This is a genomic window from Lentilitoribacter sp. JB5-8 (assembly GCF_055693385.1).
Window position 1 is genome coordinate 3,818,671 of sequence record NZ_CM146332.1, and the last position, 26,882, is coordinate 3,845,552.

General features: G+C 45.3%; 20 protein-coding genes and 1 tRNA gene. 7 read left to right on the forward strand and 14 right to left on the reverse strand.

The features are described 5' to 3' along the window. The 6 genes from ACZ1GZ_RS18485 to pdxR all read right to left on the reverse strand — a co-directional run bounded on the left by ACZ1GZ_RS18485 (position 1) and on the right by pdxR (position 8,824). Positions 1-756 carry a 4Fe-4S dicluster domain-containing protein gene (locus ACZ1GZ_RS18485; RefSeq protein ID WP_472666368.1) on the reverse strand — a complete coding sequence of 252 codons (756 nt, stop codon included), beginning with the start codon at positions 754-756 and terminating at the stop codon, positions 1-3. Then, positions 756-3,611, reverse strand: a complete 2,856-nt coding sequence (locus tag ACZ1GZ_RS18490) for a molybdopterin oxidoreductase family protein (RefSeq protein ID WP_472666369.1) — start codon at positions 3,609-3,611, stop codon at positions 756-758. The genes ACZ1GZ_RS18485 and ACZ1GZ_RS18490 overlap by 1 nt, the downstream gene beginning before the upstream one ends. A gap of 302 nt (positions 3,612-3,913) precedes the next feature. Beyond that, entirely contained in the window at positions 3,914-5,245 is a 1,332-nt protein-coding gene (locus ACZ1GZ_RS18495) for an ABC transporter permease subunit (RefSeq protein ID WP_472666370.1), read from the reverse strand. Further along, entirely contained in the window at positions 5,245-6,048 is an 804-nt protein-coding gene (locus ACZ1GZ_RS18500) for a taurine ABC transporter ATP-binding protein (protein ID WP_472666371.1), read from the reverse strand. The genes ACZ1GZ_RS18495 and ACZ1GZ_RS18500 overlap by 1 nt, the downstream gene beginning before the upstream one ends. An 83-nt stretch (positions 6,049-6,131) precedes the next feature. Then, positions 6,132-7,130 carry a taurine ABC transporter substrate-binding protein gene (locus tag ACZ1GZ_RS18505; protein ID WP_472666372.1) on the reverse strand — a complete coding sequence of 333 codons (999 nt, stop codon included), beginning with the start codon at positions 7,128-7,130 and terminating at the stop codon, positions 6,132-6,134. A gap of 224 nt (positions 7,131-7,354) precedes the next feature. After that, positions 7,355-8,824 carry a MocR-like pyridoxine biosynthesis transcription factor PdxR gene (pdxR, locus tag ACZ1GZ_RS18510; RefSeq protein ID WP_472666373.1) on the reverse strand — a complete coding sequence of 490 codons (1,470 nt, stop codon included), beginning with the start codon at positions 8,822-8,824 and terminating at the stop codon, positions 7,355-7,357. 171 nt (positions 8,825-8,995) lie between these two features. Between pdxR and ACZ1GZ_RS18515 the strand changes: the two genes are divergently transcribed. The 5 genes from ACZ1GZ_RS18515 to ACZ1GZ_RS18535 all read left to right on the forward strand — a co-directional run bounded on the left by ACZ1GZ_RS18515 (position 8,996) and on the right by ACZ1GZ_RS18535 (position 16,258). After that, positions 8,996-9,577 carry a helix-turn-helix domain-containing protein gene (locus ACZ1GZ_RS18515; RefSeq protein ID WP_472666374.1) on the forward strand — a complete coding sequence of 194 codons (582 nt, stop codon included), beginning with the start codon at positions 8,996-8,998 and terminating at the stop codon, positions 9,575-9,577. A gap of 40 nt (positions 9,578-9,617) precedes the next feature. Beyond that, the gene (locus tag ACZ1GZ_RS18520; protein ID WP_472666375.1) at positions 9,618-12,071 is read left to right on the forward strand and encodes a GcvT family protein; all 2,454 of its coding nucleotides are present in this window, start codon (positions 9,618-9,620) and stop codon (positions 12,069-12,071) included. Beyond that, positions 12,071-12,526: a pyridoxamine 5'-phosphate oxidase family protein gene (locus tag ACZ1GZ_RS18525; RefSeq protein ID WP_472666376.1), complete on the forward strand. Its 456-nt coding sequence runs from the start codon at positions 12,071-12,073 to the stop codon at positions 12,524-12,526. The genes ACZ1GZ_RS18520 and ACZ1GZ_RS18525 overlap by 1 nt, the downstream gene beginning before the upstream one ends. Then, the gene (locus ACZ1GZ_RS18530) at positions 12,523-14,967 is read left to right on the forward strand and encodes a GcvT family protein (protein WP_472666377.1); all 2,445 of its coding nucleotides are present in this window, start codon (positions 12,523-12,525) and stop codon (positions 14,965-14,967) included. The genes ACZ1GZ_RS18525 and ACZ1GZ_RS18530 overlap by 4 nt, the downstream gene beginning before the upstream one ends. Positions 14,968-15,157: 190 nt before the next feature. Beyond that, on the forward strand, positions 15,158-16,258 hold the full coding sequence (locus ACZ1GZ_RS18535) for a GGDEF domain-containing protein (RefSeq protein ID WP_472666378.1): 1,101 nt from the start codon (positions 15,158-15,160) through the stop codon (positions 16,256-16,258). 55 nt (positions 16,259-16,313) lie between these two features. Here ACZ1GZ_RS18535 and pta read toward each other — a convergent pair whose 3' ends face one another. From pta to ACZ1GZ_RS18550, 3 genes are all read right to left on the reverse strand, one after another. Continuing rightward, entirely contained in the window at positions 16,314-17,327 is a 1,014-nt protein-coding gene (pta, locus tag ACZ1GZ_RS18540) for a phosphate acetyltransferase (protein ID WP_472668362.1), read from the reverse strand. Continuing rightward, positions 17,327-19,105: a sulfoacetaldehyde acetyltransferase gene (xsc, locus tag ACZ1GZ_RS18545; protein WP_472666379.1), complete on the reverse strand. Its 1,779-nt coding sequence runs from the start codon at positions 19,103-19,105 to the stop codon at positions 17,327-17,329. The genes pta and xsc overlap by 1 nt, the downstream gene beginning before the upstream one ends. A 75-nt stretch (positions 19,106-19,180) precedes the next feature. Next, complete coding sequence (locus ACZ1GZ_RS18550) at positions 19,181-19,939, reverse strand: IclR family transcriptional regulator (protein ID WP_472666380.1); 759 nt, start codon at positions 19,937-19,939, stop codon at positions 19,181-19,183. Between the two features lie 134 nt (positions 19,940-20,073). Here ACZ1GZ_RS18550 and ACZ1GZ_RS18555 point away from each other — a divergent pair, with 134 nt between their 5' ends. Beyond that, entirely contained in the window at positions 20,074-21,522 is a 1,449-nt protein-coding gene (locus ACZ1GZ_RS18555; RefSeq protein ID WP_472666381.1) for an NAD-dependent succinate-semialdehyde dehydrogenase, read from the forward strand. 76 nt (positions 21,523-21,598) lie between these two features. Here the strand turns inward: ACZ1GZ_RS18555 and ACZ1GZ_RS18560 are convergent, their stop codons facing one another. Together ACZ1GZ_RS18560 and ACZ1GZ_RS18565 are read right to left on the reverse strand one after the other, a co-directional pair. After that, positions 21,599-21,805 carry a cold-shock protein gene (locus tag ACZ1GZ_RS18560; RefSeq protein ID WP_472666382.1) on the reverse strand — a complete coding sequence of 69 codons (207 nt, stop codon included), beginning with the start codon at positions 21,803-21,805 and terminating at the stop codon, positions 21,599-21,601. A gap of 272 nt (positions 21,806-22,077) precedes the next feature. Next, positions 22,078-22,992, reverse strand: a complete 915-nt coding sequence (locus ACZ1GZ_RS18565) for a LysR family transcriptional regulator (RefSeq protein ID WP_472666383.1) — start codon at positions 22,990-22,992, stop codon at positions 22,078-22,080. A gap of 159 nt (positions 22,993-23,151) precedes the next feature. On the opposite strand from ACZ1GZ_RS18565, the gene ACZ1GZ_RS18570 reads away from it, so the two are divergent. Then, positions 23,152-23,589: a DUF4864 domain-containing protein gene (locus ACZ1GZ_RS18570; protein ID WP_472666384.1), complete on the forward strand. Its 438-nt coding sequence runs from the start codon at positions 23,152-23,154 to the stop codon at positions 23,587-23,589. Between the two features lies 1 nt (position 23,590). Here the strand turns inward: ACZ1GZ_RS18570 and ACZ1GZ_RS18575 are convergent, their stop codons facing one another. The 3 genes from ACZ1GZ_RS18575 to ACZ1GZ_RS18585 form a co-directional block, all read right to left on the reverse strand. Continuing rightward, the gene (locus tag ACZ1GZ_RS18575) at positions 23,591-25,201 is read right to left on the reverse strand and encodes an NTP transferase domain-containing protein (protein ID WP_472666385.1); all 1,611 of its coding nucleotides are present in this window, start codon (positions 25,199-25,201) and stop codon (positions 23,591-23,593) included. Beyond that, positions 25,198-26,145 carry an XdhC family protein gene (locus ACZ1GZ_RS18580; protein ID WP_472666386.1) on the reverse strand — a complete coding sequence of 316 codons (948 nt, stop codon included), beginning with the start codon at positions 26,143-26,145 and terminating at the stop codon, positions 25,198-25,200. Before ACZ1GZ_RS18580 ends, ACZ1GZ_RS18575 begins: the two co-directional genes overlap by 4 nt. A gap of 521 nt (positions 26,146-26,666) precedes the next feature. Beyond that, a tRNA-Met gene (locus ACZ1GZ_RS18585) sits at positions 26,667-26,745 on the reverse strand. Positions 26,746-26,882 lie beyond the last annotated feature (137 nt).

Sequence of the window (26,882 nt, forward strand, 5' to 3'; positions counted from 1 at the left end):
TTATCCCAACTTGTCTAATGATGTGAGAGCTCGATCGAGCCAACCAAGAACGCCTTTATCCGCAACTGCTGGTGCAACAGATGCGCTGCCACAGCCTGTGCTTTCTGGGCGTGTTTTTGGACGCGGTGGCAAGTATTTATTCACCGGCGAAGTTTCCATTTCTGGCATGAGGTTTATACCGCCGCGGTCAGCAACCATTTTGGAAACATCTGAATTTGGATCCGCAAAGTCTCCGAAATGACGTGCACTTGCAGGACAAGTTTTCACACATGCCGGCACGCGATCAACTTCTTCAAGGTTTTCGTTGTAAATTCGGTCTACGCACAAAGTACATTTCTTCATGACGTTTTCCGTAGGGTCCATTTCGCGTGCACCATAAGGACACGACCAAGCACAAAGACCGCAACCGATACACATATCCTCATCAACGAGCACGATGCCATCTTCGCTGCGCTTATAACTTGCACCAGTTGGGCAAACCGTCACACAAGGCGCATCATCACAATGCAAGCATGATTTTGGGAAGTGAACGATAGATGCTGGTGCATCTTCCGGCGTAACCTCATATGTGTGGATACGGTTGAGCCAAGCACCTGTTGGGCTATCGCCATAAGGATCGGTATCAGACAAAGCTGCACCATACCCACCAGTGTTCCACTCTTTACAGTTCACCGCGCAAGCATGACAGCCAACGCAAATATCTAGATCAATGACGAGCCCAAGTTTCTTCTGGGTTGTTTGAGGAAGCATGGTCATTATTTCGTCCACTCCTTACCGTAACTTAAGCCCTCTGGAGCGATGTGCCCCGAATTGCTTTGCTGATCAAATTGCGGCTGTGATAGCTCGGGACCATCACTTGCTTTTTCAACACGCACACGTAGATCAAACCAGGCGGCCTGCCCTGTAATCGGATCAGAATTGGACCATCTGTAGCCATCTTCTTTTGCTGGTAGAAGCTCATTGATCAAGTGGTTGAGCAAGAAGCCTTTGGTCGTCTCAGGTGCATTTGGTGATAAAGACCATGCCCCTTTACGTTTACCAATCGCGTTCCATGTCCAAAGGGTTTTCTGATTAACCGCATTCATCCGTCGTACAGGTACTTTGATCTTGCCGTGATAGGAAATGATCCAAGCCCAATCCCCATCTTCAAGCCCCGCCTCATCGCAAATCTCAGATGGAATATACATCGGATTATCGCCATGGATCTGACGTAACCACGCATTTTGCGATCCCCATGAGTGATACATTGCCGCAGGTCTTTGCGTTAATGCATGATATGGATATTCGCTGGTATCGATACCTGTGCCTTCAAATGGTGCATACCAATCTGGCAACGGATCAAAACAATCTTTAATGCGCGATGCATGACTTTGTGGTGCCTTTGGCTCCATCTTACCTTCTGCACACAATTGGAATTTCGCCATTGGCTCACAATAAATCTGGAAGACGTTTTCAACGGGCGCATCTTGAAGCCCCATTTCAACAGCCCAGTTCTGCCAAGCCATATTGGCATGTTTATAATAGAGCGCTTCTGTTGGCACGTGGTTTTCCGAAAAACCACCATTTTCGATATAGCGTTTGATCTGATCAGGGTTTGGTTCACCGCGACCCGTCTTATCACCGTTTTCACCGCGCCAGCCGGCAAGCGGGCCAACACCTGGTTTACGCTGGTGATTGGTAATGTAATCAGCGTAATCTTTAAACTTCGCAGATCCATCTTCATTGGTCATTCCGGGCAAACCAAGACGACCACCTAAATCAATCAAAACCGATTGGAACCCACGCACATCACGGTCAGGCTCAAACACTGGCCAGCGGATGGCATCGCACATCGCTTCAGGTTCACTGATCGGACGATCAAGCAGCGAAATCGCATCGTGACGTTCAAGATAAGTCGTATCCGGTAATACCAGATCAGCGTAGGCCACCATCTCAGATGAATAGGCATCTGAATAGATAAGTTTTGGAATAATATATTCACCGTTCTCATCCTTGTCGGTGAGCATCTTCATAACGCCCGATGAATTCATCGAGGAGTTCCAAGACATATTGGCCATATACATGAACAAAACATCGATACCATACGGATCACGCGCATGCGCATTTGGAATAACCATGTGCATCAAACCATGTGATGACATTGGCGCATCCCAAGAATAAGCTTTATCAATACGCTGTGGCGTCACACCATCTTCTTCAAGCAACAGACCTTCCGGACCACGCATGAAACCAAGCTGCGGACCTGCAAGCGGCGTATTTGGTTTTGAACCGCCATGCGGCGCAGGTTGCGCGCTAACTGGACGCGGATATGGCGGCTTAAATCTAAACCCACCAGGGCAATCAATTGAACCCAGCAAAATCTGCAGAACGTGAATTGCGCGACAGGTTTGGAATCCATTTGAGTGCGCTGAAATTCCGCGCATCGCATGGAAAGATACAGGACGCCCGATCATCTTATCGTGCTTCTCGCCCTTCATATCAGTCCAAGGCTGATCAAGCGTGATCTCTTTATCAAACGCAGCTTCAGCAATTTCACCAGCGATACGAACGATCTGATTTTCGCTAATACCAGTTGCTTCACTTACATTTGCAGGCGCGTATTTCTCGTCCATATATTTGTCTGCAAGAAGCGCAAATGCAGGACGAGCATTCACCCCTTTTTTCACCGCAATTTCACCCTGAAGATCAGGTTTCACACCCTTTTTATTATAAGCAACAGCTTTACCTGTTTTACGATCCAGCACCAGCGCATTGCCGTCTTTGTCGCGTGCAAATGTACCGTGATCATTACCGCCAGGATTATTAATTACGAGCCATGGCGCATTGGTATAACGAATTAGATAATCAACATCGATACGGCCAGCTTTTAGCAATTCGTGGATGAGGGATAATACAAATAATCCATCAGTACCTGGCGTAATGCCAACCCATTCGTCGGCAATCGCGTTATATCCAGTCCGAACCGGATTAACACCGATGGTTTTTACACCACGAGATTTAAGCTTAGACAAGCCGATTTTAATCGGGTTGGAATCGTGATCTTCTGCAACACCGAAAATCACAAACAATTCTGTTTTGTCCCAATCAGGTGAACCAAATTCCCAGAACGCACCACCGAATGTGTAAATGCCGCCAGCGGCCATATTCACGGAACAAAAACCACCGTGAGCGGCAAAGTTTGGCGTCCCATATTGCTGTGCCCACCAACCGGTGAAGGATTGCGATTGATCACGCCCTGTAAAGAAAGCAAGTTTCTTTGGATCCTTGTTGCGTACTTCTGACAACCAACCTGTTGCCATCTCCAATGCTTCTTCCCATTCGATCGGCTCAAACTTACCTTCACCACGTTCGCCCACGCGTTTTAAGGGCTTGGACAAACGAGCCGGTGAATAGTGCTGCATAATGCCCGCAGAACCTTTGGCACACAAAACACCTTTGTTAATCGGATGGTCTTTATTACCCTCAATATAGCGGATTTTGTCCTCGCCGTTCTCATCCTTACGGACATGAACATTAATGCCGCAACGGCAAGCACACATGTAACATGTTGTCTGGCGAATTTCATCCGACACATGCGGTGATTTATCAACCACGTGAGAAGTTTCTGACAAAATCTACATCCTCCAAATAAAATTAAACCCGCCTGATAAGGACAAATATACTCAACCCCTTATCGCAACAAAGCGCCCATAATGTCTAGTAATCCAATTATGAATATTTTGCAAATTCTGGTTATTTATGAGATAATTAGTCTCATTATTTAATATTTTTGATCAATATTGATAAAGCCAGTCTGAATAAATTATTGGCACCAGATTGAGATGATCTTTGATCTTATTCAAAACAAAAGCGCCGTGTCGGAATTTAATCAGACACGGCGCTTCAAAGTTTAATAATGCAAAGACCGAGGCGGTTAGCCGCGTCCTTTCCAAGGCACAAGTTTATCTTCTGCCATACGCATGAGAACGTCGATACCGTAGCCGATAACACCAATAATAATGATACCGATAATAACGATGTCAGTCAGCTGGAATTTAGAAGCAGCGATAATCATTTTACCTGCACCTTTTTCCGCAGCCACAAGTTCAGCAGCCACAACCGTACCCCAACAAACACCCATAGCAACGCGGGCACCTGTAAAGATCTCAGGTAATGAGTTTGGTAAAATAACCTTCATCAGCAATTGGCGTTTTGTAGCACCTAATGAATATGCAGCGTGAACTTTAGAAATATTCACCCCGGATACACCCGCGCGTGCACCAATTGTCATGATCCACAAGGCCGCCAAGAAGAGAAGGCTAATTTTACCTTGCTCGCCAATACCAAACCAAATGATGATCAGCGGGATAAGCGCAAGAGGTGGAACTGGACGCATGAACTCTACAATTGGATCAAACCAACCGCGCAGCCATGAGTTAAGCCCCATTGCAAATCCCAGCGGGATACCAAAAAGACAACCCAATGCAAAACCAACAACAACACGGATAAGAGACCAGAAAACGTTTTCCCAAAGGCCAACGCCTTGGTAACCGTCAGCATTTAATTGCCAGAAACGATCCCAGACCTGCTCAGGAGGCGGCAAGAACAATGCCTCCATTGTGTGACCTTGCGAAGGACGGACCGACAAAGAACCCTTAGATGTCATAAAGATGTCACCATCTCCAAATGAAACGATGTCATTTGGCGCGATTGCTTGCCCGTTAATGGCCGTAACGCGGTAACCTTCTTCTTTGCCACCAACATCATTATCTTGAGCTCTCAAGATTTTATTACGACGTTCTGGCACAAGCACAGCATCATCGACGGCAAACCCTGTTGCAGCATTGGCAACTTCAGGGGCCTTTGCACCCTCTTCACCTTGCTTTGACACATAAACAAAAACAGTCGCTTCAGCTGTTTCACCCGCAGCATTAGTTGCTGTGTATTGGAACGAAGTTTCACCGGTAAATGGCGGAGGCAAGATTGTAAACGGAAGAAGCTTACTACCTGTCGCAATCCCCCATAACAAGAAGATGGTAATCACCGCAGCAATAGAAGCGGCTCGATTAGCAGTCACGGCACTTTCGTCACCAAAAGTAACCGTTTTTAAGCTGGCAAATCCTGTTGCTTTCTCCTTACCACGGGCATATGCCGCATAAACCAAGGAGCACAAGCCAGATACAGCCAAATATATTCCAAAGATTGCGGCAATGCCGAGAACCATCCAGAACGTTGTCGAAATTAGATCGCCGATTTCACCCAACATTATGCACTCTCCGTCCGGCCCATAATTTCTTCTTCCATATCCCAAATCATATTCAGGATTTCGTCACGTGTGGGGCCAAAGTCTTTGTGACGTTTCACTTCACGCAAATCAGCACCAACGCCAATTTCCGCAAATGGAAGTTGATATTCTTTGTGAACTCGGCCGGGGCGCGGTGCCATAACAAGCAAACGTTCACCGAGAAGAAGAGCTTCTTCCACCGAGTGAGTAATCAAGATGATTGTTTTGCCCGTCTCTTTCCAAATGTCCAAAACAAGGCTCTGCATTTTCTCTCGTGTTAGCGCATCAAGCGCACCGAGCGGCTCATCCATCAGGATCACGTCGGGATCATTGGCCAAACAACGCGCTAGAGCAACACGTTGTTGCATACCGCCTGAAAGCTCATAGATCATTTTGTTTTCAAATTCTTGGAGACCCACAATTTCAAGAAGTTCCTTCGTCCTCTTGCTGATCTCATCTTTCGGACGACCCGCCATGCGAGGACCAAATCCAATATTTTCAGATACGTTCATCCACTCAAACAGCGCACCTTTTTGGAACACCATTCCGCGTTCAGAATGAGGTCCAGTTACACGGTCACCATTTAGGGAAATTTCACCGGCAGTGGGAGCTAAAAAGCCAGCGAGGATGTTCAAAAGCGTTGTCTTGCCACAACCAGATGGACCAAGAACGGCCATCAGCTCGCCTTTTTTAATATTAAGATTGATGTTTTTTAAAGCCTCAACAGAGCCGCCGTCCGGCAAAGAAAAGGTCATGGAAACATCGTTAATGATCAAACCAGACATTGGCGCCACCTCCGATTTTTGGGAAAAGGGTTGCGCGGCGCTCTAAGCGCCACGCGAGGTAATTTTAAGAGCTTAGGCTCAAATTACATTTTTGAAGCAGCTTCAAGATAGCTTGCATCAACAACTGCTGAATAGTCGGGCAATGCTTTGATTTTGCCTGATGATTCTAGGCTAGCTGCAGCATTTGTGAAGAACTCAGCAACGCCACCGCCCATCCAGTCTGCAGAAAGCTGTGTTTCAACAGAAGGGAACACAAATGTACCGATCACAGCTGTTGTACCTTCAGCATCCATACCAGCTGCTTTTGCAATTGAATCCATCATTGGAGCTGGATCAGCTGCATATTGCGCATTCATGTCAGCAGTAACTTTCAAGAACTTAGCAAGTACATCTGGGTTTTCTTCACCGAATGAAGTTGGGATAGAAGTGATATCAAACACTTTACCAACAACTGCTTCTTTTTCAGCACCTTCGATGATTGGGCTACCGTGTTGCTTCATTGCACGCAATGAACCACCCCAACCGCAAGCCATAGCAAGATCAGTGTTTGGCTGTGCAAATGCAGCAGCGGAATCTGATGGAGCCATATCCACGATTTCAAGATCGCTTTCGGCAATGCCGAAATGCGCCATTTGAGCTAGGAAGCCAGAATGCGCAGCAGTACCAAGTGGCACAGCAACTTTTTTGCCTTTAAGCTCAGCAACATTGTCTTTTGTGATTTCAAGTTCAGAACGAACAACGCAGTTGTCGTTATCTGAGTATGAAACAGCAATATCAACAGCTGTTAGATCTTGACCAGCAGCAGTTGCCACCAAGAACGGTGTTACACCTTGTGAAAATGAGATATGCACATCGCCTGAAGCCATTGCCGCTGACATAGCTGTACCAGCGTCAAAAGATACCCATTTTACTGGAATACCGAGCTCTTTAGCATAAAGTTCATTTGCTTGCGCATATTGGTTTGGTGTTGGCCATTCTAGGAAGTAACCTACAACAAGCTCATCAAGCGCATAACCCGGTGCAGTTGCCATCAAAGTCATTGCACCACCGGCCAAAACGCCAGCTAGTTTTTTCAATCCCATATTGTTCTCTCCTATTTTAAAACTTGTATCGCTCAGATTTCTTATGAGGCCGTCTGAAAGCCTTATTATTTGAGCGCTATCATCAGTCTAATGATAAAACACACACTGATGCAATCACAATTTTGCCAATAGGTCCAGTTCTCTGACATTCATGTGACAGATAGCTTTTTATGCATCCAACTGATTTGCCTATTTTTTAACCCCAAAGAGAAGCCAAGCCGGGATTAAAGCACTTCTTCCACGCATTGTGCTAAAAGATTAATCCCGGGCTCTATCTTATCATCTGATATCGACGAAAAACCTAGGCGAAAATAGTTCTTATTTTTATCCGGATTAGAAAAGAAAACATCGCCAGGCTCGATCAAAACACCCTTTTCTTTTGCAACTTTAACAAGTTGACGCGAATCAAGCTCACTCGGACCTTTTATCCAATACGAGCTGCCACCAAATTTCGGCACTTCATACCAACCATGAAAATTATTAGCCAATGCCAATCCTAGGATTTCAGATCGCTTTTGATAATTCTGGCTAAGTTTGTTTATCAATGCATTGTGTATGCCAAGCGATAAAAATAGCGCGACGACTCTTTGATTATTCCCAGGTGGGTGCCGCAAGATGAGCCGCCGCAATGCTCGAATTTCTTTAATGAACTCAGCAGGAGCAACAAGAAATCCAACACGCAATCCCGGCATCAGGGACTTCGACAAACTACCGATATATAAGACCCGCCCATTACGATCGAGTGATTTGAGCGCCGGTGTAGGCTCCTGTCGAAAATTCGTTTCATACTCATAATCATCTTCGACAATCAGACTATCATTTTCATTGGCCCATTCGAGCAATTCATGACGGCGCTGAACGCTCATTGTCACATTGGTCGGATATTGGTGACTTGGGGTTACAAACGCCATCTTCGCATCGCTTAACTGATCGACACGCATCCCTTCTTGGTCGACCGGGATATTAACCACATCATCTGTACGCAATCTGAACATGTTGCGAATATCAGGATAACCAGGATCTTCAACAGCGACTTTGGTATCCTTGCGCACCAATAAATGCGCCAACATAAACAGAGCGTTTTGCGCGCCCATTGTCACCAAAATTTCTTCACGCTTTGCCATGACGCCACGGCGGGTTAAAACGCGCTGCTGAATTTGCTCAATCAGCATCGGATCATCCGCGCTGAAACGATCGTCTGTCCATGCATCCAACCATTTCAAACTTAGTGTCTGACGAATACAATCGCGCCACGCGCTAATCGGAAAAAGCTTTGGATCAACCTGCCCATATATGAATGGGTAAGGATAATTGTTCCAATCATTAGGTTTGATAATGTTTAACTGCTGCGACGGCTTTAGACGTAGTTTTTTGTTCCAATCAACCGATGATAAGGACACTTGCGTATCCTGACTTGCTTGTTCGGATTGGAATAAATCATTGCGCACATCTGCGGAAACATAAAAACCCGAGCGTTCACGCGACACCAAATATCCATCAGATGCCAATGCCTGATACGCCAACATTACAGTATTACGTGAAACTTTTAATCGTTTGGCCATCGCGCGAGTTGAGGGAACAGGAGCATCCGCAGGCAATTGCCCTGCCAGCATTGCTGACACCAACATTTCTCTAATTTGTGTTTGCAGAGATTTCTGCTGCTCACGTTCAACATGAAATAGGCTGTAACGCATTTTCTAATATCCATCCAACTCGCTGATTTATTAAACGACAAACTGGCACTATTGGCAATCTCTTTTGGCACTAACAGTATCAGAAATTTCTCACTACACAAATAAATCTCTTGCACAGATGCAAAATAAATGAAATTAATTTACTAAATTTCATTATTAGGATCATTAAGTTTGGATAATTCAAATACAGCATTTTCAGAATCCGAGGCTAGCGTTGGCTCCGATATTCGCGCATTGCGCAAATCGCGAGATATTCGTCTTATCGAGTTGGCAAGCAGCTTAAACCGATCGACAGGATGGCTAAGCCAAATCGAACGCGGACAAACAGAACCATCGATTTCAGATCTTCGCAACATTGCGCTATTTTTCGAAATCCCGATCAGTTTCTTTTTCCGCAACGAGCAAGCGCCCGAGGGTGAACAGGGTTTAATCGTACGCAAAGCTGCGCGCGCAGAATTAGGTTCGCGCCATGCCGGATTGGTGGAAGAGTTATTATCGCCACACCTCTCCGGTGATTTTGAAATGATCCGCTCTGAATTTGCGCCAAACTCAATCAGCGAATGGGTGGATGCAAGACCGACGGAAGAAGGTGGGTATTTGATTTCTGGTCGCATGAATTTATGGCTCGATGAGCGGATGTTTGAAATCAACGCCGGTGACAGCTTTCAATTCCAGAACGAAAAATACCGTTGGGAAAACCCAACAGATGAAATTGCCGAGGCGATATGGGTTATCTCGCCGCCGGTTTACTAAAAAAATAAAACATACTCAAACAATAATATTCGAGGGTAATATGTCAGACTTTCCAACTACAGCACGTGTCGTCATTATCGGGGGTGGCGCAGTCGGCGTATCAAGCCTTTACCATTTAGGTAAAGCGGGATGGACCGATTGTGTTCTATTAGAAAAGAATGAACTCACGGCGGGTTCAACATGGCACGCAGCCGGCAACTGTCCAAACTTTGCAGCATCTTGGGCTGTAATGAATATGCAGCGCTACGGGCTTAAGATGTATCGCAGCCTTGCGGAAGAAGTTGATTACCCAATGAACTACCATGTGACAGGCGCAATCCGCCTTGCACATAACAAGGAGCGTATGCAAGAATTTGAACGTGTTGCTGGCATGGCCCGCCACCAGGGTCTGGAAATGGATATCTGCACACCTGAAGAGCTGCGCGAGTTCAACCCATTTATGGAAACGCACGATCTCGCTGGTGGTCTTTGGGACAAACTTGATGGCGATATTGATCCAGCACAATTAACACAAGCGCTTGCAAAAGGTGCGCGTGATATGGGGCAATCCATTTTGCGCTTCACGCCAGCCACAGGCGTATCACGTGACGGCGACGAGTGGATTGTTCACACTGAAAAAGGTGACATCCGCTGCGAATATGTTGTCAATGCATGTGGCTATTATGCTCAGCGCGTCGGTGAATGGTTTAAGCCTTATGGTGGCCGCACGGTACCGATGATTGTTATGAGCCACCAATATTTCCTAACAGGTGAAATTCCTGAACTTGAAGCATGGACAAAAGAGCAAGGGCATAAAATGCCAATGATCCGTGATGTAGATATCTCTTACTATCTTCGTCAGGACAAACATGGCTTGAACCTCGGGCCTTATGAGCGCAATTGTAAAGCACATTGGGTGACCCCTGATGATCCAATGCCGGATGATTTCTCATTCCAGCTTTACCCTGATGATCTTGATCGCTTGGAATTCTACATCGAAGATGCCATGGAGCGCCTACCAATTTTGGGCACACAAGGCGTTGAGCGTGTAATCAACGGTCCAATTCCATATGCACCAGATGGTCTTCCAATGATTGGCCCAATGCCCGGCGTGAAAAACGCATTTGAAGCGCACTCATTTACATTTGGTATCGCGCAAGCAGGTGGTGCGGGTAAAGTCTTGGCTGAATGGATCACTGAAGGTGAAACAGAATGGGATATGTGGGCTGTGGACCCGCGTCGTTATACAGACCATGCTGATCATGACTTCTGCTACCAAAAAGCTATGGAAACCTATGGTCACGAATATGCCATGCATTTCCCCCATCATGAATGGCCTGCAGGACGTAATAAGAAGCTATCTCCTAACCAAGAACGTCTTTTAGCCGATGGTGCACAAATGGGTGCATATAACGGTTGGGAACGCGCCAATTGGTTCGCCAAAGATGGTGATGATACATCCGAAGAATCCACGCAATCATGGGATCGTAATGGTCCCTGGGCCGCGCGCGTTAAAGAAGAAGTTGAAGCTGTTCGCGACAATGTTGGTGTTTTGGATATGCCAGGTTTCTCTCGCTACACATTAACAGGTGAAGGCGCGGCAGAATGGTTGCGCAATCAAATCGCAGGTGCATTGCCAAAAGCTGGGCGTATGAACCTGGGTTACTTTGCAGATAGCCGCGGCCGAATTATCACAGAAGTAACAATCATTCGCTGGGGCGAAGACGATTTCTGGCTAATGACAGCAGCTGTTGCCCAATGGCACGATTTTGAATTCTTGAAAAAATCATTGCCTGAAGATGGATCTCTAACATTAACTGACATCACCAAAGAATGGTCAACGCATCTTGTAACCGGTCCGAAGTCTCGTGATCTTATTGAAAAAATTGCACCTGATGCTGATCTTTCAACAGGTTGGCTCACCATTCAAGATGCAGTTGTTGCCGGCAAACCAGCTAAATTATTCCGAATTTCATTTGCTGGTGAATTGGGCTGGGAAGTCCACACATCATTTGAAGACAGTGCAAATGCCTATTCAGCAATTCGCGATGCTGGTGCAACACCATTTGGCATGTATGCTTTAGATTCCATGAGAATTGAAAAAGGTTACCGCACTTGGAAAGGTGATCTATCAACAGATTACACACTTCTTGAAGGTGGTTTGGAACGCTTTGTTCGTCTCAACAAAGAGCAAAACTTCCCAGGTAAACAAGCGCTACAGTCTGAAAAACAGCAGGGTGCGAAAAAAGGTTTTGTTACTCTTGTTGTTGAAGCAGGTGACAGCGATGCACCTTATATGTCAACCGTTTGGAACAACGGTGAAGTTGTTGGTGAAACAACTTCAGGCAATTGGGGTTACCGCATCAATAAGTCAGTCGCGCTCGGCGTTGTTAAAAGCGAATTTGCTGCGCCTGGCACTGAGCTGGAAGTAGAAATCTTTGGTAAACGCTGCAAAGCGGTTGTGCAAGAAGACCTTCCATTGTGGGACGCAGACAACGAAAGAATTCGTGCCTGATGCTAAACGCTTTTGCCAAGGATATTATCGAGACTTTCCGTTTGGGGTTTGTGGCAACAGTCACCCCAGACGGACGTCCAAACGTCTCCCCCAAAGGCACATTTTTAGTGTTGAGCGAAAACCAAATCGGCTTTGCTGACATTCGCTCACCACAGACAATAAAAAACATAAAATATAATCCAGAAATAGAAGTAAATTTCGTCAACCAATTTTCTCGAAAAGGTATTCGGATTAGAGGCCAAGCGACGACTTCAACAAAGGGAACGGATGAGTTTGAAAGCCTCATCACTCATTGGAAAAACGAATGGCCATCATTGGCCCATCGGATCAACGCAATTGTAACAATTGAAATCTCACACCTAAAGCCACTCACAACACCGCCCTACGATGACGGCGTTACAGAAGAAGAAATGGTTGAGATTTACAAACAAAAATTTAGGGAGATTTACCCATGAGCCTGCCGGAAAAAGCACGCGTCGTCATCATCGGTGGTGGTGTCATTGGTTGTTCAGTGGCATACCATCTGGCAAAAATTGGTTGGAAAGACATTGTTCTGTTGGAGCGTAAACAGCTCACTTCCGGAACGACCTGGCACGCAGCGGGCCTGATTGCCCAGCTTCGTTCCTCAAAGAACATGACCAAACTGGCAAAATATAGCCAAGAGCTTTACGGAACCCTTGAAGCCGAAACGGAAGTTGCAACGGGTTTTCGTCGTTGCGGATCAATCACTGTTGCACTAACAGAAGCACGTAAAGAAGAAATTCTCCGCCAAGCTGCTATGGCACGTGCATTTGGTGTTGAGGTTGAGGAAATCTCACCCACAGAAGTGCAGCAGCGCTATGAACATATCAATATCGATGGGGTCACAGCCGGGGTTTACTTGCCAAAAGACGGACAGGGTGATCCAGCTAACATTGCACTAGCTCTTGCAAAAGGTGCGCGTTTAAAAGGTGCTTTGATCAAGGAAAACGTCAAAGTGACCAAGATCAACAAGGACGGAAAACGCATCACAGGTGTTGAATGGCAACAGGGCGAGGAAACAGGTCTAATTGAGGCAGACCACGTTGTTAACTGTGCTGGCATGTGGGGCCATGAGGTTGGCAAAATGGCCGGAGTAAATGTACCGCTCCATGCTTGCGAACATTTTTACATCGTCACCGAAAACATCCCCAATCTACAACAACTCCCCGTTCTGCGTGTTCCAGATGAATGCGCATATTATAAAGAAGATGCGGGCAAATTTCTTCTCGGTGCTTTTGAGCCAAATGCAAAACCATGGGGCATGGATGGCATCCCTGAGAACTTTGAATTTGATCAATTGCCAGAAGACTTCGATCATTTTGAACCAATTCTTGAGCAAGCAATCAACCGTTTACCTATGTTAGCTGAAGCAGGTATTCACACCTTCTTCAACGGGCCCGAGAGCTTTACGCCTGATGATGCTTACCATCTCGGTCTTGCACCCGAATGTGATAATTTCTGGGTTGCAGCTGGTTTCAACTCTATCGGCATTCAATCCGCTGGGGGTGCCGGCATGGCCCTTGCTTCTTGGATGGATACGGGTGAAAAACCATTTGACTTAGGTGATGTTGACATCTCGCGCATGCAACCATTCCAAGGCAACAAAACCTATCTATACGAACGCTCGAAAGAGACCTTGGGTCTCCTATATGCAGACCATTATCCTTTCCGCCAAAAAGAAACAGCTCGCGGTATTCGCCGAAGCGCCCTGCACTATCACTTAAAGGAAAATGGTGCGGTATTTGGCGAACTTGCAGGTTGGGAACGTGCGAACTGGTTTGCCGACAAAGGCCAGAAAGCTGAATATGAATACAGCTGGGAACGGCCCAACTGGTTTGAAAATTCAGCGCGCGAACATCACGCTATTCGCACAAATGTTGGTCTTTATGACATGTCATCATTCGGCAAAATTCGCGTCGAAGGACCGGATGCTGAAAAGTTCCTCAACTATGTGTGCGGAAACAATATGTCTGTTCCTGTTGGCAAGTTGGTCTATACCCAATTCCTCAACAATGCCGGTGGTATTGAAGCCGATGTGACCGCAACTCGTTTATCTGAAACCTCCTATGTTGTGGTCACTCCAGCGGCGACACGTCTTGCCGATCAAACCTGGCTCGAACGTCATAAAGGCGACTTCAATGTCGTCATTATTGACATGACGGCAGCTGAATCAGTGCTTGCGGTCATGGGTCCAAATTCTCGTAAACTGTTGCAAATGGTTTCACCAAACGATTTTTCTAACGCAGTGAACCCGTTTGGCACATCGCAAGACATTGAGATCGGCATGGGTCAAGCACGGGTAAACCGCGTGACATATGTCGGCGAATTGGGTTGGGAGGTCTATGTATCAAACGACCAAGCAGCATATGTATTTGAAACTCTACATACAGCTGGCCAAGAGCTTGATCTTAAATTGTGCGGATTGCACATGATGGATTCATGCCGCATTGAAAAAGGTTATCGACATTTTGGTCACGATATCACCTCTGAAGATCATATTTTAGAAGCAGGTCTTGGCTTTGCTGCAAAAACTGACAAACCGAATTTCATTGGCCGTGAAGCAGTGCTTGCTAAAAAAGAAAGTGGCCTAGAAAACAGAATGTTGCAGTTTAAACTAAAAGACCCTGAACCGCTGCTCTACCACCACGAACCAATCTTGCGTGATGGCGAAGTAGTGGGCTATCTCACATCTGGCGGCTATGGTCACACTTTAGGTGCAGCTGTTGGTCTTGGATATGTACCATGTAAGGGTGAAAAAGCAGCTGAAGTACTCGGTTCAAAATACGAAATTGACGTAGCAGGAACAAAGGTTGAAGCAGAAGTATCGCTCAAACCAATGTATGACCCAACTTCAGAACGTGTGAAAGCAGATTAGTCGAATTATCTGACGACCAAAACGCGTAATTTAAATAAATTTTTATGGCTAGAACGAACGTTTTAGCCATAAACAGATAGTAGATTCTGGCATCAGAAAAATAGCTTTTATTAATAGTTTTTTGCTTAAAATGAGGCTAGCCAATTAAAAGTGCAGATTTCTGCCCGTAAATGAACAGAACTTTCTACTAATGACATCAAAATCAGCCGGTCGACCGCAAACTCCAAGAACAAACCAAGCTTCAAACGCTATGGCCAAGGTTGCTGCCTTTATGCAACGCATGAAGATTGAATGCACACCTGCAAATTTTGAGCTACTATTTGCAGTCGTAGGCGGCCAGAACGAAGAGCTTCGGACAGAGTTCAGCAAGCTTGATCGCAATATCCGTCAGCAAGATCTTGACGTTTTAATTCGAAAGCACATTCCTCATCACGTGGAAGATGATGTTGCCTCGGAATCCATCGACACCGTGGGCGATGAACTTCACAAGTTTATGGACCTGGTTAAATCTGAAAGTTCATCACTTGAAAAGTTTGATAAGGTTCTCCAGCAACAAACAAAAACATTAGCTAATCCTGAGAATGTTTCACCTGAAAAACTAAAAAGTACGATCTCTAATATTTCGGCAGCAACTGCGCAGAAGATGGAAGAAGGTCGAAAGATCAAGGAAGCAGTTAGTGCGCAGGTTCAGCGACTTGATGAAGTTGCATCAGAACTTAATACCTACAAGCAGCAGAAATTTACAGATCCACTAACAGGTCTACCAAACCGCCGCGCATTTAATAAAGAGATGCTGACTATTTACGCCAATGAACAGCCAAAAGCTTGTACAATGGTGATGATCGAGATTGATGCGTTTACACATATAAAAGACAACCTTGGGCCATTGATTGCAGATAAATTTGTAGTCCATGTTGGCAATATAATAAAAGAATCTTGCTCTGCGAAAGACTATTTAGCGCGCGCATCTGACACGCAATTTGCCTTCATTTTCGATAGCATTTCAGAGAAATCCGTTGAAAGCATCGTCAACAAATTTAGACACACAATCGCAAAAACACCGCTTATGAACGCAACAAATGGCAAACCGATTGGAAATGTTACTATTTCCGGCGGCGTGTGTGGTTCAAACACGGCTTCAGGCACTGGTGATATCTTAGCTAAAACAGAAGCTGCACTTGATTTATCCAAAAAGAAAAAGGGTAACCAAGTCACGCTTTTTGAAGAGCGCAGAAGCGGTGATACTGACCTAGAACGCAATGCTTGGTCGCTTTATAACGAAGCTGGCTAAGGTTTTATCTCAAAGTTAGAAGAGCAAAAACCCGCAAAAAGCGGGTTTGAATTGTCTAATTATTGCCGTGAGCTTGCAGTGCGGTAATCGCAATGCAATCGCAAACATCTTGTGCACTACACCCACGCGATAAATCATTTGCAGGTTTAGCCAACCCTTGCAAAATTGGGCCTATGGCTTTTGCCCCACCGATACGCTGTGCGATTTTATAGCCAATGTTACCCGCTTCTAAATCAGGGAATACAAATACGTTTGCATCACCTTTAATGGCAGAGCCTGGAATTTTGGACTTTCCGACAGACGGCACAAATGCGGCATCAAACTGCACTTCGCCCTCAACAATCAGCTCAGGGTTTTGATCACGAACAATGCGCGTAGCATTTTCAACCTTTGTCACATTAGGATGCGATGCACTGCCAAGTGATGAAAAGCTCAACATTGCAACACGCGGCTCCTCATTGGTAAATCGCGCTAAAGATTTCGATGAAGCAATAGCAATATCAGCAAGATCATCTTCCGACGGATCAATGGTAATCGCACAATCGGCAAAAACAACTGTTTCTTGTCGCGGATGATGTTCTTGGTCCATTACCATTAAGAAGAAACTGGAAATAAGCTTTGCGCCTTTTGCTTTACCGATAAGTCTAAATGCAGCACGAACAGTATCTGCAGTGGTTGCAACAGCGCCGGCAACTGAACCATCTGCATCGCCCAAACGAACCATCATCGCCGCAAAATTCAGCGGATCCATCATCGCTTCAACTGCGGCGTCTTTTGAGTAAACCCGAGGCTTTTTGTGATTTTTATAATAGTTAATATAATGATCGGCGTAATCAGAAACACGATCACTTGTTTTAAGATCAATGATATCGATGCCATCAATCGAAAGATTTTTGTCTTTTGCCATCGATGAAATCGTATCTTGATCACCAATCAAAATAGGCTTGGCAAGGCCCAGCTCGTTCGCACGAGCTGCGCCTTCCAAAATGCGCGGGTCTTCACCCTCAGCCAACACAATGCGATATGTGTTGGCCTTTGCTTTTTCGTAGATTAAATCTAACGGATTGATCATGATACGATCTGTGGACGCATGTCTTCTTTATTGATGCCAGCAACAACAACTGGTTTTTTCATAGCATCACGACGGAATGGTTCACCAAGTTCTTGGTTCAACACAACTTCGATAAATGTTGTCTCGTTGCGTTTCATCTGCCCCTCAACAGCATTGTTCAATGCTTCAGTCAATTGATCCATAGAACGAACCTGAACACCTTTAAGGCCACAACCTTCAGCAACTTTAGCATATTCAACACCAAGGTTAAGCTCTGTGCCCACGAAGTTATCTTCGAACCACAATGTGGTGTTACGCTTCTCAGCACCCCACTGGTAGTTACGGAAGATGATCATTGTGATCGGAGGCCAGTCGTTACGACCAATCGCTGTCATTTCGTTCATTGAGATACCAAATGCGCCGTCACCTGCAAAACCAACAACTGGTGTTTCAGGACATGCGATTTTAGCACCAACAATTGCTGGAAGACCGTAACCACAAGGACCAAACAGGCCAGGAGCAAGATATTTGCGAGGCTCATCAAATGATGGGTAAGCATTACCAATCGCACAGTTGTTACCAATGTCAGATGAAATGATTGCATCTTTTGGAAGTGCAGATTGAATTGCGCGCCATGCCATACGAGGAGACATACGCTCAGGCTCACGATCGCGTGCACGCTCGTTCCAGTTTGTACCTGGATCATCATCTTCGTGATCAAGAGATGTTAGCTCTTGAGCCCATGCAGATTTTGTTTTGTGGATCAAAGCTTCACGATCTGCGCGACCTTTATCACCAGCATCATCTGTTAGACCTTCAAGGATTTGCTCAGCAACAAGTTTCGCATCACCTTGGATCGCAACAGATACTTTCTTGGTCAAACCAATACGATCTGAGTTCATATCAACCTGAATGATCTTCGCGTCTTTTGGCCAGTAATCAATGCCGTAACCAGGCAGAGTTGAGAACGGGTTCAAACGTGTACCCAAAGCCAAAACAACATCAGCTTTTGCAATCATTTCCATCGCAGCTTTTGAACCATTATAGCCCAAAGGACCAACATGCATTGGGTGTGAACCTGGGAACGCATCATTGTGCTGGTAACCACAGCATACAGGTGCTGATAGCTTTTCAGCCAATGCAGCAGATGCAGGGATCGCACCAGCAAGAATAACGCCAGCACCATTGAGGATCACTGGATATTCAGCTTTTGAAAGCAAGTCTGCAGCTTCTGCAATTGCATCTGCACCACCACGAGGACGCTCAAGACGAACGATTTGTGGTAGTTCGATGTCAATCACTTGTGTCCACATATCGCGAGGAACGTTGATCTGTGCAGGAGCAGAACCACGCCATGCTTTTTCAATCACTCGGTTAAGAACTTCCGCAACACGTGAAGGGTCGCGAACTTCTTCCTGGTAGCAAACCATGTCTTCAAACAATTTCATTTGTTCGATTTCTTGGAAACCGCCTTGACCGATTGTTTTGTTTGCGGCTTGTGGTGTGACCAACAATAGTGGTGTGTGGTTCCAGTAAGCTGTTTTCACAGGTGTTACAAAGTTTGTGATGCCTGGGCCGTTTTGCGCAATCATCATAGACATTTTGCCTGAAGCACGTGTGAAGCCGTCAGCGATCATGCCGCCTGATGTTTCGTGGGCACAATCCCAAAACTTAATGCCAGCTGCTGGGAAAATATCAGAAATCGCCATCATAGCAGATCCGATAATACCAAATGCATGTTCAATACCGTGCATCTGTAGCGTTTTTACAAACGCTTCTTCTGTTGTCATTTTCATAACTGGTAATCCTCTCACCGATGTTAAAATTACGTTCGACGTTTTAAAAGTTAGGGTGCGCTCGTTTTTCTTCTATTATACGTCTGCACCCATTCGCATTGATAACTTGACGGCAATATCGGTTAAGTTATCGACGATTTGCTTACCCTTTTCAGGGGTGGCATCTTCTTTGAGCAAGCTCACCGCAATTCCGGCGATAGGCTTGTTCTTTGAATCAAGAACCGGGGCGCCATAGCAAACCAGCCCTTCACTCACATCTTCATTATCAAATGAATATCCACGCGCTTTCTCCTCACTTAGAGTTTGGATCAACGCGTCGATTTTATTGTCATCCGCCACAGCAGTGAAAAGTTGGCGCACATCAAACTCGTTCATGTGGCTCAACATAGCTTTACCCGCTGCAGTGATGCTCGCTGGAAGTCTCATACCGGCGCGGAACTCAAAACGGCCTTCTGTGGCGTCAGAATTTCGAGCGGCTAAATATGTAATGTCTGTGTTTTCTAAAACTGAGAGCGTAATTGTAGCGCCCGGTAGATCCGTGCCATCATCCCAGATAGATGCAAATTCGTTGGCCACATCACTGCGCGCTGTGAAAGCATTTGCCCAGCGCATAACATGTGGCCCCATTTGATAAGATTGATCAGCCCGGCGAACCAATAGGTTTAAAGAAACCAATGTGCCACAAAGACCATGTACCGTGCTTTTTGCTAAATTTAACTCGTCTGCAATTTCTTTTGCCATCATCCCGGAAGGATGGCGCGCAATTATATCTAAGATATGCGCCCCGCGTGCGAGAGCAGGTACAAGTTTTATCTGATTATCTTGATCCGACACTTGACGTTCCTCCCTTGTTTGCAGTCAAATCTGTCCCTTGACGACGTTCTATAAATGAACTAGCAATCAAAATCAAGAACTAAGTTCGATATATCGAACTATTTTTAATAAACGGAATTTGGTAGGAATATATAATGCTGAAATTAAATGATCCAACGCTGCTGGAAACACGCAGTTATATTAATGGAGAATGGGCAGAGGCAGATAAAACCTATGACGTTGTTAATCCTGCCACGGGAGAAACAGTCGCAAGTGTTGCAGATTTTGGTCGTGACGGCGTGAAACGTGCGATCGACGCTGCATATGCTGTTCAAAAAGACTGGGCAGCGCTAACAGCCAAGGAACGTGCCGATATACTTTTAAAGTGGCATGACTTGATATTAGAAAATCAGGAAGATCTTGCGCAAATTCTGACTGCGGAAATGGGTAAGCCAATTACCGAAGCGCGCGGCGAAATTGGTTATGGTGCAAGCTTTATTCGCTGGTTTGCTGAAGAATGCCGCAGAATTGATGGTGATATCATCCCAGGTCATCAACGCGACAAACGCATCCTAGTGCTTAAACAGCCAATTGGTGTTGTTGGTTCCATCACTCCTTGGAACTTTCCAAATGCGATGATCGCACGAAAAGTTGCCCCTGCCCTTGCATCTGGCTGTACATTTGTTGGCCGTCCTGCAGAACTTACACCATTGTCAGCAACCGTTATGGCTGTGCTGGGCGAACGCGCCGGCATTCCAAAAGGCGTATTAAATATTGTCACCGGTTCTGATGCTGCAGAGATGGGTAAAGAATTGTGCGAAAATACCAAAGTGCGCAAATTGACTTTCACCGGATCCACCCGAGTTGGTTCAATCCTCATGCAGCAATGTGCAGGCGACATTAAAAAACTATCACTTGAACTTGGCGGCAATGCACCCTTTATCGTCTTTAATGACGCTGATATCGACAAAGCCATTGAAGGCTGCATGATTTCAAAATTCCGCAATGCCGGTCAAACGTGTGTCTGCGCAAACCGAATTTATGTTCAGTCTGAAGTCTATGACGAGTTTGCAAAAAAGCTAGCCGCTGCAATGGCAGGCCTTTCAATCGGAAATGGTGCGGATGAAACAACAAAAATTGGACCGCTCATCAATGCAAATGGTTTGGCCAAGGTCGAAGACCATTTGGGAGATGCAACACGCAAAGGTGCAAAAGTTATCTCAGGTGGTAAGCGCAGCGACGCAGGTGATCTATTCTTCGAACCAACAGTTTTAACCGGTGTGACGAACGATATGAAAGTCACACGCGAAGAAACCTTCGGCCCGCTCGCACCGCTGTTTAAGTTCGAAACAGACGATGAAGTGATCGCACGCGCGAACGACACTGAATTTGGCCTTGCATGCTACTTCTATTCAAATGACCTCAGCCGAGTTTGGAAAGTAACTGAGGAATTGGAATACGGAATTGTGGGCGTCAATACCGGAATTATCTCTTCAGCAGAAGGTCCATTTGGTGGCGTGAAACAATCAGGCCTTGGCCGTGAAGGTTCTAAATATGGTATCGATGACTTCTTGGAGCTTAAATACGTTTGTATGAGCGTCTAATTAAAAAGCACATAAAAAAAGCGGCGTGAGAAAATTCACGCCGCTTTTTATTTTGACTGCATTTGCAGCGAAACGATTAAAGAGCTTTCAAATCTGAAGCAGCTTCTTTGCCGTTACGACCAGTTTCAAGTTCGTATGAAACTTTTTGGTTCTCATCAAGACCTGAAAGACCTGCGCGCTCAACAGCTGAAATGTGTACAAACACATCAGAACCGCCTGCATCAGGTTGAATAAAGCCGAAGCCTTTAGTTGAGTTAAACCATTTAACGGTGCCAGTTGCCATCCGTCGATCTCCTGTAGTGTGTCCGCCCACTTTATTGTGACGGTTTGGTGCAGCGTGGGTCTACTAAAATCCGTTCATCTGCATATCGAGTGTCAGGAAACCGTAAATTTTTGCCTTACACTACAACACATGGGACAGTTATGGTAAAATGGCAAGAGAGAAAAAAACTAAAATTCGAATTAAATCGAATTTCAGTCGATATGGTATCTTTTTTGTTACTCAGCAGGCCCTCATTGACACATTACTGCCATAAATCGTGATGAATCATAGCTTTAGCTAAGCCATTCAGGATTGGCTTTTATCAGGTCTTCGATGAAACTTGTAAAGGCTTCTACTTTTGCAGGTATTTGCTCATAGGGTGGGTAATATGCCGTCAGCCAAATCTCCGGCGGCGACCAATCGGTTAAAATTTCAATCAATCTGCCCTGTTGCAAATGCTCGGTGATCATAAATTTTGGTACTGAAAACACCCCATGGCCGCGCACAGCCAATTCTGCGTTTAATTCGCCACTGTTGCACATAAAACGATGGACAAGCGGGATATGCTCAACAGACCCATCTTTATTGGATGTGACGGTAAATGTTTGTCCCGACGCAAAATGAGAATATCCCAATTGCATATGTTCGGTAAGTTCAGATGGATGCTGTGGTATTCCGCTGCGCTTTAAATAGTCAGGACTTGCAACAATCACCCGCGGCACTATCGCAATTTTGCGCCAAATCGTTGAAACATCAGAAGGCGGCCCTGAAATGCGTAAGGACATATCAAACCCGCCTGCAACAATATCGATAAACTCATCTGAAAGTTCAATATCAATCGCCAGGTCTGGATATGTGCCTAAAAGTGGGCCCAATGCTTCCGGTAACAATTTGCGCCCAAGCGAAAATGGCGCACTAACGCGCAACTTACCTTGCAATGTAGCACTTTGCTGCCTGACAAGTTCATCCGCTCGCGATAATTCATCCAGCAAGTGTTGCGTACGTTCGAGATAGATTTGCCCTGCAATCGTAAGCGAAACCTTACGTGTGGTTCGCACAAGCAGTTGGACGCCCAGACTTGCTTCCAATTCCCCCACATAACGCGTTGCAATTGAGCGCGTGGTCCCTAATTGTCGAGCGGCTTCCGCAAAACTCTTTAATTCTGCAACTTTTGCAAAAACGCGAATGCGCTCAATCTGTCCTGCCATAACGCCTCAACCAAATTCGAATTCTCGTTAAACTGTTGCATAAAGTGCAACAACTAACAATGCAATGATACTGCGATCAAAGGTATATGAGTTGCCGAACAAATCCAAAATTACACATATGACGTAAAAAACTGTAGGATTTGAAAATTGGAGACGGTTATGAGAACGATATTTACGACAATGATCACTGTGTTTTTCATGAGTTTTGCAACATTGATTTTCCCGGCAAATGCACAAGGCACCTCTGATAACCAAGCACTGCAGGCGCAATCTGTTATATCTGATCAGCTGTCCGCATTTATTGCGGGCGATGGCGACCGCGCGTTTTCTCATGCAGCACCAACCATCAAACAACGCTTTCAAACGCCAGAGCGTTTCATGAATATGGTCGAACAAGGATACGGCCCGATCTATAGATCATCTACCTACGACTTTGGACGCAACTCGATCCAAGGAAATCAGGTCATGCAGGAGTTAATTCTGACCGATCAAAAGGGCAACACATGGCAGTCAATTTATGTATTGATGAAGCAATCTGACGGTAGCCTAAAAATTATGGGCGTTCAGATGCGCAGGAGTGAAAATAGTATTTTGTGAATCACGACAGTGCATCAGGATTGCGCGAAAGCCAATCCTCCCACGCACGCGGTGTATCCAGATCTATCGTAATAGCTTCATCCATTTCAACATCATAAACCTGGTCAGCAGCACCTTGAACCACGGTTTTTGCACCTGTGTCCCCCTCGATAGAGGTCATGTCCTCATAGAACTTTCCATCAAACAAAACAGGATGGCCAAATTTACCTGACGATGTTTTAGGACGAATAATAAAGCGATCTTGGTCAGGGGCATGCGCATCTAGTATTTTATTAATATGCGCATGCGTTATATCTGGCATATCTGCCAAACAAATTAGAAATCCGCGAACATTTGGACCCGCGGCCAAGACACCTGCACGCATGGAAGCCGACATTCCAAGGGATGCCTCTGGCGCTTCTATCAATTGAACGTCAAGCCCTTCAAGCGCATCATGATGTGCTTGCGTTATTTTGCGCACCACAACTAAACATGAATTCACATCAGCTTTTGTAACTTGAGTTACGGAACGTCGCAAAAGCGTTTGCCCATTGATTAGTCTAAATAATTTATCGTCATTGCCCATACGCAAGGATGCACCAGCTGCAAGAACAATCGCTGCAACACCTTGCGAACGCGTTTTAGGCGTTGCTCTTGGCAAGGGCCTCTGAGAGATCTCTTTTAGCAATCCACCAACACCCATTTTAGCAATATCATTGGATGTGATGTCCAGATCAGCCGCCAACCGTTCAAGCACCCAGTCAGCTCCATTTAAGGCAGGTGAACGCACACATCCCGGCATTCCTACAATCTTTTGGGCACCTTTTTGTGCAAGCAGCAACAAATTCCCCGGATCAACTGGCATACCAAAACGAATGATATCACCTCCTGATTGCACAATTGCGGAAGGGATGACGTCTTTACGATCCGATGTTGCTGATGCGCCTAAGATAAAGATCTTATCTGTGTTACATTTCGCCATTGCATTCACAACACCCTCCACATCATGCGAAACGATCTGAACCGATTGCACATTCATATTTAAAGGGCGCAAGCGCTCGATTAATACGGTCTCACCTTTCTGTAAAAGGCTCGGTTTAAAACCAGGTGTTTTCGTTAATATGACATCACATTGCGTCGGTTTAAATTCTGAAATTTCAATTGTATTGTCAGAAATGCAGTTTAATACCGCCGTCAAATTACTTTGAGCAACACCATATGGAATGATCTTTATGGTCGCCAATAACATACCTTTTTGAACACGGCAAAAAGGTGCTAGCGTTGCTATCGTGATAGTCTCATCAATATTATTAAAAGCTGAAATGTCATTTTGATCTACGTTAAAAATGCCATCAGTTTCAGCGATCAAATTAACGCGTCCGGCAACAGGTGCAGTTACTTTCACATGGGGAATATTAAATTCAGATCCTATGCGTTGGGCTGCTTCGTCTTCAAATAGGTCATTATCTTCAATTATCGCTATAGTAAGTTTTTGCTGACCTTTTTCGGACAACGCGACGACATGTTCACCGGAGATGGTCGTACCTTTGCCTAAACGTAGATCATCAATTTTGATAGAATGTGCTAATATATGCCCGATTGCTTCCTCGATCGGGTATTCTCCGAATTTCATGAATGGTCTCGCACTCTGCTTTTTTGCAATACTTGCGTGATCTCAGCCATAATAGAAATCGCGATTTCGGGTGGTGTTTTAGATCCAATATTCAAACCTATAGGCGAGTGAATGCGACCAATCTCTTCACTTGAAAATCCAAGCCCCTCCAGTTGCGCAACCCGTTTCCCATGGGTCTTTTTAGAACCAAGAGAACCGATATAAAATGCATCTGATTTAAGAGCAATTTCCAAAGCTGGCGTATCGATCTTCGGGTCATGCGAAAGCGTTACTATCGCGGTATTTGCATCTATACCTAAATCTTTGAGCGCTTCATCAGACCACCCTTCCAAAAAAGTATCATCTGGAAACCTTTCCGCTGAAGCAAAGCTTTCTCGCGGATCTACGATATAGACATCATATCCCGCCATTTTAGCAATCGATGACAAAGTTTTGGTAATATGAACTGCACCAATAATTACCATGCGAGGGCTTGGACTATAGGTAAGTGTAAACGTATTATCTTTAATCCCAGTCCGGACATAAGTGCTAACTAAATCACTGCGTGAAAAACCTGCAAGATCTACGGAATATCCTATGGTTTGACGCTCGCCAAATGAAGATACAATTTGCTTAAGGTCAGAAGAAGTTAATCCTTGACCGATATCTACGGGTTCAACCAGAATTTTAATATCGCCACCACAGGCAAGACCAACAGCAAAGGCGTCTTCATCAGCTACACCATACTCGAGCAATTTGCATTGACCGTCAGTCATAGCGTCCAATGCTTCGACAATAACCGCGCCTTCAACACATCCGCCCGAGACAGAACCTTCAAAATCTCCATCTTCAGAAATAGCTAATTGGGAACCAATGCCCCGCGGCGCAGAGCCCCAGGTGGAAACAACGGTAGCCATAGCCGCCTTTTTACCCTGAGATAGATATTTCAAAGCCACGTTTGGCATAAACTCTTCCAGATTTTGAATGGGGCCTCTCCTCTAAAACGCCATAGGACAAAAATAGAGGAAGGAAATTCTTATGGCAACGACAAATGAATTATCAGAACATACTGTGTATCATTATCCATACACATATAACGCTCAGCATTTACATCAAGATATACACACGCACAAAAAAGGCCCTGCTTTTTGCGAGGCCTGAACTTTTACGCACGTAACGTTTTCGCTTTGCGAAGAACGTCTGTTGCTTTGCAAAGATACATTGCTCTCGGCGTTTTTACGTTTGTAAAAAGCGCCTGCCGCTACGGGCACAGTGTATGATTTGCGGTATGTAACGCTTCCGTTTTACGGAAGCTTTTTATGTGGGGAGATTTTTACGCACGTATCGTTTTCGCGTTTTGAAGAACGTCTGTTGCTTTGCAAAGATACATTGCTCTCGGCGTTTTTACATTTGTAAAAATCGCCTGCCGCTACGGGCACAGTGTATAATTTGTGGTATGTAACGCTTCCGTTTTACGGAAGCTTTTTGGTTGCGGGAGTAGGATTTGAACCTACGACCTTCAGGTTATGAGCCTGACGAGCTACCGGGCTGCTCCACTCCAAGCAATTCGCATAAAGCGAATGCGCTGCACGACCAGACTATTCTGCGCAGAAGAATGACAAGTCGTGACGCGTTGAAGTATTTAATGAGCTATGAGAACGCACAAAAAAACACCCTACTCAAAAGAGAGGGTGCTGATTTG

What these genes read in the sequence shown, in the direction of transcription:
- ACZ1GZ_RS18520 (WP_472666375.1), top strand. Translation starts at nt 9,618, where the DNA reads ATGTCAGACTTTCCAACTACAGCACGTGTCGTCATTATCGGGGGTGGC.
- xsc (WP_472666379.1), bottom strand. Translation starts at nt 19,105, where the DNA reads ATGAAAATGACAACAGAAGAAGCGTTTGTAAAAACGCTACAGATGCAC.
- ACZ1GZ_RS18495 (WP_472666370.1), bottom strand. Translation starts at nt 5,245, where the DNA reads ATGTTGGGTGAAATCGGCGATCTAATTTCGACAACGTTCTGGATGGTT.
- pdxR (WP_472666373.1), bottom strand. Translation starts at nt 8,824, where the DNA reads ATGCGTTACAGCCTATTTCATGTTGAACGTGAGCAGCAGAAATCTCTG.
- ACZ1GZ_RS18555 (WP_472666381.1), top strand. Translation starts at nt 20,074, where the DNA reads ATGCTGAAATTAAATGATCCAACGCTGCTGGAAACACGCAGTTATATT.
- ACZ1GZ_RS18565 (WP_472666383.1), bottom strand. Translation starts at nt 22,992, where the DNA reads ATGGCAGGACAGATTGAGCGCATTCGCGTTTTTGCAAAAGTTGCAGAA.
- ACZ1GZ_RS18525 (WP_472666376.1), top strand. Translation starts at nt 12,071, where the DNA reads ATGCTAAACGCTTTTGCCAAGGATATTATCGAGACTTTCCGTTTGGGG.
- ACZ1GZ_RS18530 (WP_472666377.1), top strand. Translation starts at nt 12,523, where the DNA reads ATGAGCCTGCCGGAAAAAGCACGCGTCGTCATCATCGGTGGTGGTGTC.
- ACZ1GZ_RS18500 (WP_472666371.1), bottom strand. Translation starts at nt 6,048, where the DNA reads ATGTCTGGTTTGATCATTAACGATGTTTCCATGACCTTTTCTTTGCCG.
- ACZ1GZ_RS18570 (WP_472666384.1), top strand. Translation starts at nt 23,152, where the DNA reads ATGAGAACGATATTTACGACAATGATCACTGTGTTTTTCATGAGTTTT.
- ACZ1GZ_RS18580 (WP_472666386.1), bottom strand. Translation starts at nt 26,145, where the DNA reads ATGCCAAACGTGGCTTTGAAATATCTATCTCAGGGTAAAAAGGCGGCT.
- ACZ1GZ_RS18535 (WP_472666378.1), top strand. Translation starts at nt 15,158, where the DNA reads ATGACATCAAAATCAGCCGGTCGACCGCAAACTCCAAGAACAAACCAA.
- ACZ1GZ_RS18485 (WP_472666368.1), bottom strand. Translation starts at nt 756, where the DNA reads ATGACCATGCTTCCTCAAACAACCCAGAAGAAACTTGGGCTCGTCATT.
- ACZ1GZ_RS18505 (WP_472666372.1), bottom strand. Translation starts at nt 7,130, where the DNA reads ATGGGATTGAAAAAACTAGCTGGCGTTTTGGCCGGTGGTGCAATGACT.
- ACZ1GZ_RS18560 (WP_472666382.1), bottom strand. Translation starts at nt 21,805, where the DNA reads ATGGCAACTGGCACCGTTAAATGGTTTAACTCAACTAAAGGCTTCGGC.
- ACZ1GZ_RS18575 (WP_472666385.1), bottom strand. Translation starts at nt 25,201, where the DNA reads ATGAAATTCGGAGAATACCCGATCGAGGAAGCAATCGGGCATATATTA.